Origin of the sequence: Capnocytophaga bilenii (assembly GCF_017565765.1) — a bacterium.
Taxonomy (GTDB): domain Bacteria; phylum Bacteroidota; class Bacteroidia; order Flavobacteriales; family Flavobacteriaceae; genus Capnocytophaga; species Capnocytophaga bilenii.
The window spans coordinates 73,838-87,720 of the sequence record NZ_JAGDYP010000002.1; the positions used below are offsets into that span (position 1 = coordinate 73,838).

Annotated in this window: 11 protein-coding genes and 1 pseudogene; 1 reads left to right on the forward strand and 11 read right to left on the reverse strand. The window is 42.0% G+C overall.

The genetic code is table 11. The annotated features are described in order from the left end of the window. Positions 1-255: 255 nt before the first annotated feature. From J4N46_RS02685 to J4N46_RS02715, 7 genes and pseudogenes are all read right to left on the reverse strand, one after another. The gene (locus tag J4N46_RS02685) at positions 256-585 is read right to left on the reverse strand and encodes a hypothetical protein (protein ID WP_208058065.1); all 330 of its coding nucleotides are present in this window, start codon (positions 583-585) and stop codon (positions 256-258) included. A 366-nt stretch (positions 586-951) separates the two neighbouring features. Continuing rightward, positions 952-1,317 (reverse strand): hypothetical protein, encoded by a 366-nt coding sequence (locus J4N46_RS02690; protein ID WP_009415478.1) that lies wholly within the window; start codon positions 1,315-1,317, stop codon positions 952-954. Between the two features lie 297 nt (positions 1,318-1,614). Next, positions 1,615-2,520 (reverse strand): hypothetical protein, encoded by a 906-nt coding sequence (locus J4N46_RS02695; RefSeq protein WP_208058066.1) that lies wholly within the window; start codon positions 2,518-2,520, stop codon positions 1,615-1,617. A gap of 28 nt (positions 2,521-2,548) precedes the next feature. Further along, a complete protein-coding gene (locus J4N46_RS02700) occupies positions 2,549-2,884 on the reverse strand; it encodes a hypothetical protein (protein WP_208058067.1) in 336 nt (111 codons plus the stop codon). Between the two features lie 37 nt (positions 2,885-2,921). Next, positions 2,922-3,098, reverse strand: a pseudogene (locus J4N46_RS02705) (RHS repeat-associated core domain-containing protein); the annotation flags it as partial. 39 nt (positions 3,099-3,137) lie between these two features. After that, on the reverse strand, positions 3,138-3,533 hold the full coding sequence (locus tag J4N46_RS02710) for a hypothetical protein (protein WP_208058068.1): 396 nt from the start codon (positions 3,531-3,533) through the stop codon (positions 3,138-3,140). Between the two features lie 126 nt (positions 3,534-3,659). Next, on the reverse strand, positions 3,660-4,298 hold the full coding sequence (locus tag J4N46_RS02715; protein ID WP_208058069.1) for an NAD(P)H-binding protein: 639 nt from the start codon (positions 4,296-4,298) through the stop codon (positions 3,660-3,662). Positions 4,299-4,394: 96 nt separating this feature from the next. Here J4N46_RS02715 and J4N46_RS02720 point away from each other — a divergent pair, with 96 nt between their 5' ends. Next, a complete protein-coding gene (locus J4N46_RS02720; RefSeq protein ID WP_208058070.1) occupies positions 4,395-5,969 on the forward strand; it encodes a Na+/H+ antiporter in 1,575 nt (524 codons plus the stop codon). 130 nt (positions 5,970-6,099) lie between these two features. On the opposite strand, the gene J4N46_RS02725 is transcribed toward J4N46_RS02720, so the two are convergent. From J4N46_RS02725 to J4N46_RS02740, 4 genes are read right to left on the reverse strand one after another with little or no spacing between them, the layout of a single operon-like run. After that, positions 6,100-6,810 carry an ABC transporter ATP-binding protein gene (locus J4N46_RS02725; protein WP_208058071.1) on the reverse strand — a complete coding sequence of 237 codons (711 nt, stop codon included), beginning with the start codon at positions 6,808-6,810 and terminating at the stop codon, positions 6,100-6,102. Then, positions 6,807-8,357, reverse strand: coding sequence for an ABC transporter permease/substrate-binding protein (locus J4N46_RS02730; protein ID WP_394369218.1), 1,551 nt, complete (start codon positions 8,355-8,357; stop codon positions 6,807-6,809). Before J4N46_RS02730 ends, J4N46_RS02725 begins: the two co-directional genes overlap by 4 nt. Before the next feature lie 4 nt (positions 8,358-8,361). Next, positions 8,362-9,543, reverse strand: coding sequence for an efflux RND transporter periplasmic adaptor subunit (locus tag J4N46_RS02735; RefSeq protein WP_208058072.1), 1,182 nt, complete (start codon positions 9,541-9,543; stop codon positions 8,362-8,364). A gap of 5 nt (positions 9,544-9,548) precedes the next feature. Further along, positions 9,549-13,880 carry a CusA/CzcA family heavy metal efflux RND transporter gene (locus J4N46_RS02740; protein ID WP_208058073.1) on the reverse strand — a complete coding sequence of 1,444 codons (4,332 nt, stop codon included), beginning with the start codon at positions 13,878-13,880 and terminating at the stop codon, positions 9,549-9,551. Positions 13,881-13,883 lie beyond the last annotated feature (3 nt).

The window sequence follows — 13,883 nt, forward strand, 5'->3', positions numbered from 1 at the left end:
CCATAATCGCCTGTGTGGCTCACACCCCCTGCTGGCGCAAGCTTGCAGCTTATGCCCAATTCAAAATTCATAATTCACAATTCAAAATTCAAATTCCCCTCGCACTATTTAGAGCGCTTTATAGGCTTGAAAAACTCTTTTCTCTATGGTGGGTAAAAGGAAATAGTAGGGCAGTTCTTTTGTATTGTATTGATTGTTAATGAAATAAAATTTTAACAAAATATTTAAAACATTACCCATTATCACATTACCAAACTATTTGAATTCAATGGTAAGTTTATTATTACTGTCCTTTGATTCCCAATCTATTTTCCACAATTCTAGTATTTCCTGTATTTTCATATAAATAGTATGTTTTTTTAAAGCTCCACTATTATTAAATATCATTCTTATTTTTCTATAACCAAGCCAAGATGAAAATATATAGCAATTGATATCGTTAATATTTTCACATGCAATCTCTGGCAAATAAAATGCGTCTACTAATGCTTTCCTAAATCCTAATGGAGTTTTACATTTTCCTGAATTTATAATAGCCACATACTCTTTATTTTCTTCAAAAACTTCTTTCTTTTCGGTATTCATTATCTTATTCTTATGAAATTTTTATAATGAGAATTAGTATAATAAACTCTTCCATCACTACCCCCCGCTGGCGCAAGCTTGCAGCTTGTGCCCAATTCACAATTCTCTCCCCATCCTACTTGTCCCACTCGTCCTACAAGTCGCATAATCGCCTGTGTGGCTCATATCCCCCGCTGGCGCGAGCTTGTAGCTCGTGCCCAATTCAAAATTCAGAATTCAAAATTCACAATTCCCCTCGCACTATTTAGAGCGCTTTATAGGCTTGAAAAACGCTTATCTCTGATGGGTAAAGGAAAATTAAAGTTTAGTTCTTTTGTATTATGCTGATTAGTAAGTTGTTGTAATTTTAACAACATATCTGATACATTACCCTTTATGGTGATTTTTAAAATCAGTTGTTACCTCACACTCTCTTAGAAGGTAAGAACGTCCATCTGATAGAATAAAAGACTCCTTATCAATCCAGCCTACCAATATATGTAATAATTCAGCACTTCTTTTTAGTTGGTTTCGCCATCCTTCTATATCCAAATGATATTGGACAGAGAAAAACATATCTCCTTCAGGTGTTATTATGAAACAGCCATCTTCAACGACTCCCCCTTTTGTCGCTAATAAAGGCTTTTGTGCATTTACTATTTTGAAAAAATCATACTTCTCTGTTTTTTGTAAATATAGTATTTCTACACCTTCAATCTTTTCAAAACCTGATATTTTTACATAGTCATTCATACTATTTTGTTATTTTAAATTGAAAATTAGTAATTCCTGCTTCTTCAAAAATCTTTATATAATGATCTCTTAATTCTTTGGAGTTAGTATGATATATTACCCCCCGCTGGCGCGAGCTTGTAGCTCGTGCCCAATTCAAAATTCACAATTCATAATTCGCCAATTCCCCTCGCACTATTTAGAGCGCATTATAGGCTTAAAAAACGCTTATTTCTATGGTGGGTAAAGGAAAGATATTTTTTGTATTATACTGATTAATAAAGTATTGAAACTTTAACAACACGTCTGATACATTACCTATCTATCCAACATTTTTAATACCTCATCTTGCTGTACATTCCAAAAAGGGACTTCTAAAGGTATTTCGGCAAGGGGTGTGTTTAGTAAGGGATGATTAACGATAGGGGTTTCAAGTTGTTCTTGCCTGCGTAATAATTCAATAAGTTTTATTTCATAAGGAATAAAAGCAAAATTAAAGATTTCACTGAACTTAGCAGCTGTATGCATTGCACTAAAAATATGTTGATTGCAAATTTCATATAGAACCTTACCTAAAATTTCTAAGTCTTTGGTATCCCATACCGATAGGAATTTTTTATAAATAGTGTCTTCAGGCAACATTGTTAGGAAATCTTCATTTAGTTGTTTTGTTTTAAGTAAATCATATAGGGTAAATACAAATAAATGATGCTGTTCTCCATTCTTATAACTATTTTTATAATCACTGAAATACAAATCTATATATTTTCTAAAAACAGAACTCATTTCCTCTTTGCCCCAAATAGTGGAAAGTGCCAATAAGCCGCCTAAACCCTTACTTGAGGGTGCTATTACACTATACCGATCAGGAATTTGAGGCAAGCTGAATAATTCGACAATAATTTTCTCCTGCCAAAGCAAATTTTTAGTAAAGTATAGCCACGCCTCTTTATCTCCATTAAGCAACAAGTGCTTGGGCAGTGTATCCAAATGAATTCCTATGGAAGACCGCAAACAACTTGCTTTTTCATATCCATCTTCATTCTCTTTAATTTTCTTACGGATTCTCTGCTTAATCCCCTCTATTATTTCAGATGTTGACGACAGGCAATCATCATCTTTTTTAAGTTTTTTAATTTTTTTATTAAAGAAACTGATAATCTTACGCTCATCATCACTTGTTAATGAGGGTACTTCTGGTATTGTAATCGTTAAATGTTTCATACTTATTTTTTTAGACACATCTGATACATTATCCTGATACATTACCAATTTCAATATCTAAAAAATCAATAAAAAAATCTTTTTTTTTATCGACTAATTTAAATAGTCCTCCTAAAAAATGATTTGTAATATTATCTTCTATAAACAATAATTCACAGGCAGAGTCATTCCATTCTTGAAAATTTCCATAAAAACATTCGATATTCAAGCAATTCATATAAATATTATCTACTTGAAAAGTTATAGAATCTTTATAACCTAAAGAAATATCACACAAACGCATTTCTTTTTTATTAGTCAAGACCAAGTTTGTTTTTTTTAATATATCTTCAACATATTTTTTCTTTGATTTTTTTCTATCCATAATTATTATTTATATATTTTTATTGTTTTCCCCTCCGCTAGCGCGAGCTTGTAGCTCGTGCCCAACCATTAGAGTCGTGTACATATCCATAGAGAGCCACTCCTCCTAATAGCCCAATAGGGTCTTGCGAGATATAGCTACCTGTTTCAGGAGAGTAATACCTAAAGTGATTGTAAGCGAGACTTATTTCTATATCATAGTATTGTCCTTGGTATAAGAAATTACAAAAGTCTTTATCTCCTTTTAGTTTTCTTTATAACAAAATCTCTTTTTTCTCCTCTTTATTTATATCTGTATAGTATATTAATTTACTACTATACATACAATCTATATAAATTAGACTTTCTATTTTGCTAATATAATGAATTTCTAATGTATCTAAATTTATTTTTGTAATAATAAAACCAGATAAACAAAAACGCTTTATAAACATCGGAATGTATAAATACCTTTCAAAATATAAATATGGACTACTAAAAAATTTATTTTTTAACAATTCTTTATTGTTTACATATAAATTTCCTATCAAAGGAGAACCCTGACTAAATTCAATAATATTCTTATATTCTATTTTAAAACCATCTATTTCATCACAAAAACTAAAATTCCACGGAGAATAAGATGTTTTTAATTTATTTATGTTTTGCATTTTACTTTGTTTCTATCAATTTTTCGAGTTTTTATATTTTTAACATCACTATTGTTTACATTAAATTGTAGTAATCCTCCTAAATATTTCAATCCCCTGCTGGCGCGAGCTTGTAGCTCGTGCCTATTAAAGACTGAAAATTTTATTTAAAGCAATGGTAAAAGTTCCTCTAGGAGAGTTGTATACTGCCGATAGCATTTTTTCGGCTAATATTTCGGTAGGCATAGGGCGGTAACGTTTTAAAATGCCTAATTTGTTTAAAAAGTTAATAGTTTTCACCGAAAGATTCTCACCTGCTCTGTCGCTGTTGGAGCGGATGAGTACAGAGGGCTGGAAGATAAGCAGGCTTGGAAAACTAAGTTTTTTCACTGCCTCTTCTAAAGCCCCTTTCATACGATTGTAGAAGAGTTTAGACTGCGCCTTAGCCCCTGCTGCCGATACCAATACGAAGGTAGGTACTCCATTGGCTTTACACTGCTGGGCAAAAGCGTATTGATAGTCATAATCTACCCGCCATTGAGCATCTTTGCTACCTGCCACGGCTAAGGTAGTTCCCAAGCAAGAGAATGCCACATCGCCACGAACCAAATCTGCCCACGCCTCAGGGGTATCAAAATCAACCACGTGAGCGTGTAGCTTGGGGTGACTGATACTCATAGGCTTACGCACGAAGCAATGCACCTCGCTATAAGTGTCGTCAGCTAAAAGTTGCGACAATAAATCTTTTCCGGTAGCGCCTGTAGCGCCGATGATAAGTGCTTTCATAAGGATTAATTTATTAATGCAAAGATACAAAAATAGTCATCAATTATGATTAAAAAATATTTTTTACTATTTTTGCCGCCTCATAATTAATGACCTATGGTGCAATATTTCCCTTACTTATTACTCCTAATGGTGGCTATTATGCTACTGATAATGTTTGCAAACCGGCTCAAGGTGGCGTACCCTATTCTTTTGGTGTTAGGAGGATTGGCAATTAGCTTTATTCCCAATGTCCCAACCATTACACTGAATCCTGATTTGGTACTTATCATTTTCTTACCGCCTCTTCTGTATGCCGATGTTTTTTCGCTATCACTGAAAGAGATGTGGAAGTGGCGCCGCATTATCTTTAGCTTTGCTTTTATTGTAGTTTTTATTACGGCTGCTGCGGTGGCGTGGGTAGCCAATATGGTATTCCCTGGGTTTTCGTTGGCGTTAGGTTTCCTTTTGGGGGGCGTGATAGGCTCTACCGATGCGGTGAGTGCTTCAACGATAATGAAGTTTGTAAAGGTACCCAAACGCATCAGCACAATAATAGAAAGTGAAAGTTTGCTGAACGATGCTTCTTCACTAATAGTTTTTAGGTTTGCGGCTTTGGTAGTAACTACCGGTCAGCTGGTATGGACGGATATAGCGCTAAATTTCCTTTGGGTAGCTATTGGCGGAACGCTTATAGGCTTGGCAGTAGCGTGGGTGATGCGCAAGCTACACAAATTTTCCCCTACCGATGCTAATATGGATATTATCCTTACCTTTATTACTCCTTATATAATGTATATTGTAGCTAACGAAATGGGAGTGTCGGGAGTGTTGGCAGTAGTGGCTGGGGGTATGTATATGTCGCTCCACATTACTAGTATTCTTGCTGCCTCCACATACAACAAAGCGGTAGCGGTATGGGATATTTTAGGCTTTGTACTCAATGGTCTTGCCTTTATGCTGATAGGTCTTGCTTTGCCTGATGTACTCGAGGGTATAGAAGCCGAAGGTATAAGTCTTGCTATAGCTACAAATTATGGGTTGCTCATCACAGGGGTAGTAGTAGGGGTACGACTGCTATCGTCATACGGGGCTTTACTCATTACTCAAGTAATGAAACACTTCATTGCAGTAGCCGACAGGCGGAACCCTGGCTTTCGGTTACCTTTGGTACTTGGTTGGGCAGGAATGCGCGGGGTGCTTTCACTAGCGGTAGCCCTTTCTATTCCTCTAACTTTAGAGAACGGTGAGCCTTTTCCGCATCGCAACCTGATTCTCTACATTACTTTTATAGTGATATTGGCAACCCTACTCGTACAAGGGCTTAGTTTGCCAGCGCTTATCCGATGGGCTAAATTCCCTGATTATGAAGACCATATTCCTGAAGCTGAAGCAGAAAGTCTTATTCGTAAATCTTTGGCGCAAGCGGCTTTAGATTATATGCAAAAGCATTACAAAGAAGGAATAAACGATAGTCTTCTATTACAGAATCAGAAAGATATATGGCAATACCAACTCGATTTGTCGAAGAGCAATACTACTCCTGAAGAGCGAAAGAAATACATCGCTATTTTGCATCATCAGCGGGAAATATTGCAACAACTGAATAAGAACCCACGTATTGATGAAGAGCAAATACGCAATTTCCACCGACAGTTGAATTTAGAAGAAGAAAGATGGGAAGTTAATTAATATTAAAACCCAAACTTACCGTTTTATATGCCGAATAACTGGGTAATCTTTTTGGCATTTACACTTCTATTTGTAACTGCTGGGCATCGCCAGCTTTGTAAATAACGATAGCTTTCATTTTTATAAATTACTAATTTGCCAATTGTCTTACAAATTCATTAGCAGGATTGCTTTTAATCATTTCGGGGGTGTCGTATTGCTGAATAACTCCCTTGTCCAACACCAATACTTTGGTACCCAGTGTTAAGGCTTCGGTGATGTCGTGAGTAACAAATACGATAGTAGCCCCTGAGAGCTGATGCAATGCTTTTAGCTCGTGCTGTAGCTGCTTGCGGGTGATGCTGTCTAACGCTCCAAATGGCTCGTCCATTAGTATGATGTTAGGATTAGCAGCCAAGGCTCTTGCAATCCCCACTCGTTGTTGTTGTCCTCCTGATAGCTCGTGCGGAAAACGCTTAGCCAGTTCAGGAGCGAGGTTTACTAACTGTAGTTTTTCAGCAACAATCCGGCTGATGTCGCTTTTAGGATAATTCTTTAGCACAAGCACGTAGGCTATGTTCTCTGCCACGCTCAGGTGCGGAAAGAGAATATTACCTTGAATTACATAACCTATGTTGCGGCGCAAGGCAATGAGGTTTTCGTTCGCAATATTCTTGCCGTCAATGCGTATCTCCCCTTTGTCAGGCAATACCAGCCCGTTAATCATCTTCAGCACAGTAGTTTTACCAGAGCCCGAAGTGCCTATGATGGTCAGGAAAGTACCGCTTTCAATGGTCAGATTCAAGTTAGCAATAATTTCTTTACCATTATAATTTTTGTGTATATGAGAAAAAGTAATCATCGTTGTGGGTCTAAAAGTCCTTTTTGTAGCAGAAAGTTCTTAGCAACTTCTTCAGGTCGTTTTCTTTCAGTTTCTACTAAGAAGTTGAGGTGCGCCATCGTGGCATCGTCTATTAGCAGGTTCAGCTTTGCCAAAGTAGTGCGCAGGGTGGGGTAGGTGGTCAGTAGCTCGGTGCGTACCACTGTGCCTGCTTTATAGGAGGGGTACATATTACGGTCGTCTTGCAGTACCACCACCTCACTTACCGATAGCTGTCCATCGGTAGTGAAAACCACCATAACGTCAATCTTTTTATCACGCATCGCTTGGTATTTCAGTCCGATGTCCATATCGAGTACCTTTCTAAAGTGTATCCCATATACCTCTTGTAGAGCTTTGTAACCATCTTCTCGCTCAAAGAAGTCGTATTCAGCCCCAAAGATAAGTCGCTCGCTCACCTTAGCCAAGTCAGTAAAAGTTTTAAGCTGGTATTTTTGAGCCATTTCTTTGCTCACTGCCAAACCATAGGTATTGTTAAAGCCGTATAAGTTTGCCCATTCCAATCCGTATTGCTTTTTGTAGGCAGTTTCTAATTCGGCAAACTTTTTCTCGTTGTAAGGGTCTTTGCGTTTGAGTACTGCTTCCCACGCGGTGCCGGTGTACTCGGGGTACATATCAAACTCTCCACGCGCTATGGCAGGGTGAATGTTAGAGGTGCCACCCCCTACACCATTGGTCAGTCGCACCGAAAGCCCCGTGTCTTGTTCAATAAGTAAAGAAAGCATCTGCCCCAGCAAATAGCTCTCAGTCATCGGTTTGGTAGCGATATGTATATCTTTTGTTTTCTTAGGCGAAAGCACGAAGAAAAGAGTGATGAGCAGTGCCAAAATGCCTATCCCTACCAGCTTTAGCGGATTCCGCTTATAGGCAACTTCACGGTGCACCAATCGTTGCTCTACTTTTGCCAAAAGAAAATCAAAACCTAAAGCCAAGAGCGCAATCAGCACACTGCCTATGAGGGTCATCGCACTGTTATTGGTAGTGATACCTCTGTAGATAGCTACCCCCAAGCCCCCAGCACCTACAAACGAGGCAATCCCTGCCAGCGCAATGGTCATCGTTACCATATTGCGAATGCCCGACATTAGCACAGGCAGGGCTAAAGGAAGTTTGATTTTCCAAAGCAGTTGGCTGCGGGTACTGCCCATAGCCTCTGCAGCTTCTACAATCAGCGGATTGATTTGGGTAATACCCGTATAAGTACTGCGGATAATAGGCAGTAAAGCATAGAGTATTAGAGCAATAAGAGCCGTGAGGTTCCCTACCCCCGTAATAGTGATAAAGAAACCCAATAAAGCGATAGAGGGGATAGTATAGAGCACATTCACAGCCCCCAAGAGCCAAACGGCATACTTGCGGTACTCGCTGATAAAGATTCCCAATAGCACCCCTACAAGGGTAGCGATAACTATGGCTGAGAGCGAGATAACCAAATGCTCAGCAGTCAGGTGCAGGAAGAACGGTGCTTCGTCACGAAGAAGAGAAATAAGATCTGTCAAGATGTTCATTAGTTTAGTCTTCGTCTTCGCCGCTATTGACCAAGGTAGCATTGATAAAAAAGGCGCCTTTGGTAGCGATTGTTTGCTCGGGGGCGATCGGTTTTACTGGGGCGATAGCGGTATAGCCACTTTCGGAAGTGCCTTTGGCTACTTCTATTTTCTCGAAGGTAGTTTCCTTATCGTCAGTGTGGGTGATGACAAAGATATACGATTTGCCACTATCTTCTACGATGGCATCATTGGGTACCGCAGGTGCCGTTTCTTTGTCCAGACTTATGACTCCTGTTACGTTCATTCCGCTGATAAGCCCTTGTTTGTCCCCCTCTATGTGGCAATGTACGATGATACTTTTACTTTCATTCTCAAACGAAGCCGCAATGTTATACACTTGGGCATCATATTCGCGAGAGGTGTTATTGGTAGGGTTGAAGTGCACTTGTTGTCCTACCTTAATGTAAGGCAAGTCACGCTCATATACTTGCAAGTGCAAGTGCAGCGAACTGTTGTCGATGATCTCCACGATAGGGGTGGAGGCATCTACATAAGCGCCATTGTTAGTATATACTGCACTGATATTCCCACTGATAGGAGCTACTACGGCTAGGGTAGATTGCATCCCCTCATTGGTTAGGGTTTTGGGGTTCAAGCCCATTAGGCGTATTTGCTCTTCGAGGGCTGCTTTTTCAGTGCGTAAGGTACGTAGTTGGGTAGTGGCCGCTTGTAAGTTCTTACCCGTACCGGCATTGCCTTCGTAGAGGATCTGCTGGCGGTCAAGCTCTTGCTGGGCAAGTTCGATTTGGCTATTTACAGTGAGCAAGCGCTGTTGCTGTTGTAGAAAATCGGGATTGGAAATGGTGGCAATTACCTGCCCTTTGTGGACATAGGTGCCTATTTCTACCTTTACACTTTGGATAATCCCTGTATATATGGTCGATACCTTTGCCTGATAATCGGCAGGCACACTCAGTACTCCATTGGCTTTCAGGGTAGCGGTAAGGGCTTTTTGTTCTATATGCCCCAGGCGAATGTCTACCGTTTTGATTTGCGTTTGGGTCAGGGTGGTCGTATTTTCTCCTTCGTGGTGGTGTTCTTCTTCCGCTTCCTGGTCGTCAGTGGTAGAGGTGTTATTATTACAAGCGGATAAAGTGAAGAGTGAGATAAGGATAAAAGCGATTTTTATACTGTATTTTTTCATGTGTGTTACTGATTTAAAAGGGATTGGAGTTCTATTACTTTTTGATTGAGCGCCTCTATACTTTCAAGGAATGCCAAGCGAGTATCTACAGCTGTCTGTAGGGTATAGAGGTATTCTACATAGCTTATTTCACCGGCACTGTAGCCCAATTGGTTGGCCTTTACGATGCGCTGTGCTTCAGGGAGGGCTTCGTCTTTGTAAAACTGATACTTTTGCAAATTCAGTTGGTAGCTCTCCCACAGATTGATCCATCGGGTGTTGAGCTGTTTTTCTGTTTGCTTAGCTTGCTCTAAGGCGGCTTGCCTTTGGTATTCGTAGGCTTTTACTTTGGTGTGAGTGGCGGTAAAGAGCGGAATTGATAGCCCCACGGTGGCAAAGTGAAAGCGCTGGCTTCTATCGGCGTAGGATTCTACTCCACCGATGGTTTGCATTCCGATGAGGGACTGATTGGTATAGCCCAAAGTAAGATCGGGTAGGGCTTGGGCACGCTCCAAATGCTGATTATTCTGGGCGATGGTAGCCTCTTGGTAGCTTAGCTGTACTAAGGGGTGCTGAGAGAGGCTGGGGGCAGAGGTCTCTTTTAGCAACAAAGGTTCGTATGCAGTGGAGGTGGCGATGGTAAAGTCCGCTTCGGTTTGCATAAGGCTATGCAGGTTGCGATAAGCCGTCTGTGCCAAGGCTTGGTTTTGCTTTAGCAAGAGGGTAATCTCTCCTTTTTTTACCTGTGCGGTGTTGATGTCTATTTTCTTGGTGTCACCTGCCTTAAAACGTACCTGGGCAATACGGATAAAATCATTGAAAAGACTATCGAGCTGCAAGAGTTGCTGCTGCTTGAAGGCTAAGTACTGCAATTGTTGGTATAGGGTACGCACCTGTTGCTTAAGTTCATTTTCCTGAAGGTTTACTTTTCCTTGTTGTAGTTGCGTCTCTGCCAGGTAGCTTTTTTTGCGCGCACTGAATACCGTAGGGAAAGGAATAGACTGGGATATACCTACCGAGAGATCTTTCTCGGGGCTGCTATACTGGCCAAACTGCCCTGTAAGTTCGGTTTTGGGAAGCTCCCAGGCGGTGCGCTCTTTGGCGGTAGCCTCTTGTAGTTTGAGTCGTTCCGCCTTGATAAGCCCATTGTTTTCGAGGGCTATTTGCTCTATTTCAGTTAGGCTGTAAACGGTTTGTGCTTGTAGGGCAATGGGGCTAAGGAGCACAGCGATAATCACCAGTCCTTTGGCTGAGGGCTTTGCCCATTTGAAGCCATTGTTAAAAGCTAAGTAGAGCAAAGGCAATACAAAGAGGGTGAGGAAGGTCGCCGATACCAACCCCCCGATGACCACTGTAGCTAAGGGGCGTTGTACTTCTGCTCCTGCTCCTTGACTGAGTGCCATAGGTAGGAAACCTAAGCTCGCCACCATAGCCGTCATTAGCACAGGGCGTAAACGCATTTCGGCACCCGTAATCACACGATGCAAAAGGTTGGTCATTCCTTCTTTTTTCAGCTGGTTGAAAGTGCCAATAAGCACTATACCGTTGAGCACTGCTACCCCAAAGAGCGCGATAAAACCAATACCCGCACTAATACTAAAAGGCATTCCCCGAAGAAGCAAGGCAAATACGCCCCCAATGGCACTCATCGGGATAGCGCTAAAGATGAGCAATGATTGTTTTATAGAGTGGAAAGCAAGGTATAACAAGAAAAATATTAAAAGTAGGGCTACCGGTACGGCAATAAGGAGCCTATCGGTGGCTTTTTGTAGGTTCTCAAACTGACCGCCATAGGTAAAGTAATAGCCCGTAGGGAGCTTTACGCCCTTTAATTTTTGTTCTATATCACTCACCACACTCTGCACATCGCGCCCTTGCACGTTGAAGCCAATGACGATACGGCGCTTGCCTGCTTCACGGCTTACTTGTGCGGGGCCTAATTCATATTTGATAGTGGCCAATTGGCTCATCGGCACCTGCCCATTTTCGGTAGCTACCATCATATGCTGTACATCGTCAATTCCGGTACGATGGAGGCTATCGAGGCGTACCACAAGGTCGAACCTTCGTTCGTTCTCGAAGACAACCCCAGCCTTCTTACCAGCAAAGGCGGTACTGAGTACCTCATTGACCTCTTGCACCGAAAGTCCGTAGTTGGCCAAGCGTACCCGATCGTAAGTAACATTGATTTGCGGAAGTCCGCTTACTTTTTCGACCTGTGGGGCGGTAGCACCTTCTGTTTTCTGGATAAGTTGGCTTACTCTTTGGGCGTAGTGGGCGAGGGTATCCATGTTTTCTCCAAAGATTTTTATCGTTACATCCTGTCTGACACCTGTCATCAATTCGTTGAAACGCATTTGTATAGGCTGGCTTTTCTCAAAGAAGACCCCAGGAATATCCTTGAGCCGCTCAATGATGGCATCTCCTAATTCCTCATAGGAGCGACCACTTTTCCATTGGTCTTGGCTCTTGAGTACGATCACAATATCGGAGGCTTCCAGCGGCATAGGGTCGGTAGGTATTTCGGCAGAACCTGTTTTGCCTATCACCATTTTCACCTCGTCGAACTCACGAATCAGGCGAGAGGCCTGCATGGAAGTCTCCAAGCTCTGCTTCAGGGAAGTGCCCGGTGGCAGAATACATTCAAAAACAAAATCGCCTTCTTGTAGTTGTGGAATAAACTCACCTCCCATACGGCTGAAAATGCCTACCGCAAGAACGAACAGTACCACGATACTGCCTATTATCCATCCCCTAAGGCGGATAGAACGGACAAAGAGCGGTTGGTAGTGACGGTAGAGCCAGCTTATTATTCGCTCGGCAAAACTGCGCTTGTCACTTACTGTTTTAGGTAGGAGCAAAGCGCTCATGGCAGGGATATAAGTCAGGGAAAGGATCAGGGCACCCAAAATAGCAAAGACGACGGTTTGTGCCATAGGGCGGAACATCTTGCCCTCTACTCCTACCAAGGTAAGAATGGGAATATACACCATCAGGATGATAATCTCTCCGAAGGCGGCACTACTGCGTATTTTGGAAGCGGAATGGAATACCTCCTCATCCATTTGTGCTTGGGTAAGTCGTTGGTGGTTCTTTCGGATCGCCAAGTGGTGCATCACTGCTTCTACCACGATAACCGATCCATCTACGATAATTCCGAAATCTATCGCTCCCAAGCTCATCAGGTTGGCACTTACTCCAAAGAGGTTCATCATTCCTAAGGCAAAGAGCAAGGAGAGGGGAATGGCCGTGGCAACAATCAGTCCGGCACGCAGGTTCCCTAAGAAAAGTACTAAGATGAAGATGACAATCAGCGCCCCCTCTAAGAGGTTTTTCTCTACCGTATGGATGGCGCGTTGTACCAAGTCCGTGCGGTCTAAGAAAGGCTCTATCACTACATCTTCAGGTAGGGATTGCTGTATGGTGGGCAGTTTTTCTTTGATCCGACTGACTACCTCGTGGCTGTTTTCGCCCTTGAGCATCATCACTACCCCACCTACGGCATCTACTTCGCCATTATAGGTAAGGGCACCATAGCGGATGGCACTGCCCAAGCGTACCTCGGCTACATGCTTGATAAAGAGGGGAGGGGTGTGCTTGCCTACGGCTATATTGCCTATGTCTTCAAGGGAGCGAGCCATGCCTATTCCTCGGATAAAGTAGGCATTGGGGCGCTTGTCGATATAGGCACCTCCTGTATTTTGGTTGTTCTGCTCCAAAGCAGTGAAAATATCACTGACACTCACCCCCATGGCACGGAGGCGATCGGGATCTATAACCACCTCATACTGCTTGAGTTCGCCTCCAAAGCTGTTGATTTCGGCTATTCCTTTGGTACCATAGAGTTGGCGAGCCACGATCCAGTCCTGCATGGTGCGGAGGTCTTTGGCGGAATATTTGTTTTTGCTCTGTTCCGTAGGGCGAATGATATACTGATATACCTCCCCCAGTCCGGTACTCACGGGTGAGAGTTCGGGCGAGCCTATGCCTTGAGGGATTTGCTCCTGTGCCTCCTTGAGCTTTTCATTGACTAGCTGGCGGGCAAAGTAGATGTCCATATCCTCGCTAAAGACGGCTGTGATGACCGAGAGGCCAAAGCGGGAAATACTGCGTGTTTCCTCCAGCCCAGGAATATTGGCGATGGCTTGCTCAATAGGAAAAGTAACCAGTTGCTCTACCTCTTGTGAGGCCAAAGTAGGGGTAGAGGTGATGATTTGTACTTGGTTGTTAGTAATATCTGGAACGGCATCAATGGGGAGCCTTGTAGCACTCCATACGCCCCAAAAAATAAGCATAAGGGTCATGAATCCTACAAATAGCTTATTTTTGATGCTAAATAGTATGATTTTGTCTAACATTTC

Excerpts from the sequence above, each read along its gene's own strand:
- J4N46_RS02685 (WP_208058065.1), bottom strand. The coding sequence starts at position 585 with ATGAATACCGAAAAGAAAGAAGTTTTTGAAGAAAATAAAGAGTATGTG.
- J4N46_RS02690 (WP_009415478.1), bottom strand. The coding sequence starts at position 1,317 with ATGAATGACTATGTAAAAATATCAGGTTTTGAAAAGATTGAAGGTGTA.
- J4N46_RS02695 (WP_208058066.1), bottom strand. The coding sequence starts at position 2,520 with ATGAAACATTTAACGATTACAATACCAGAAGTACCCTCATTAACAAGT.
- J4N46_RS02700 (WP_208058067.1), bottom strand. The coding sequence starts at position 2,884 with ATGGATAGAAAAAAATCAAAGAAAAAATATGTTGAAGATATATTAAAA.
- J4N46_RS02710 (WP_208058068.1), bottom strand. The coding sequence starts at position 3,533 with ATGCAAAACATAAATAAATTAAAAACATCTTATTCTCCGTGGAATTTT.
- J4N46_RS02715 (WP_208058069.1), bottom strand. The coding sequence starts at position 4,298 with ATGAAAGCACTTATCATCGGCGCTACAGGCGCTACCGGAAAAGATTTA.
- J4N46_RS02720 (WP_208058070.1), top strand. The coding sequence starts at position 4,395 with ATGGTGCAATATTTCCCTTACTTATTACTCCTAATGGTGGCTATTATG.
- J4N46_RS02725 (WP_208058071.1), bottom strand. The coding sequence starts at position 6,810 with ATGATTACTTTTTCTCATATACACAAAAATTATAATGGTAAAGAAATT.
- J4N46_RS02730 (WP_394369218.1), bottom strand. The coding sequence starts at position 8,357 with ATGAACATCTTGACAGATCTTATTTCTCTTCTTCGTGACGAAGCACCG.
- J4N46_RS02735 (WP_208058072.1), bottom strand. The coding sequence starts at position 9,543 with ATGAAAAAATACAGTATAAAAATCGCTTTTATCCTTATCTCACTCTTC.
- J4N46_RS02740 (WP_208058073.1), bottom strand. The coding sequence starts at position 13,880 with ATGTTAGACAAAATCATACTATTTAGCATCAAAAATAAGCTATTTGTA.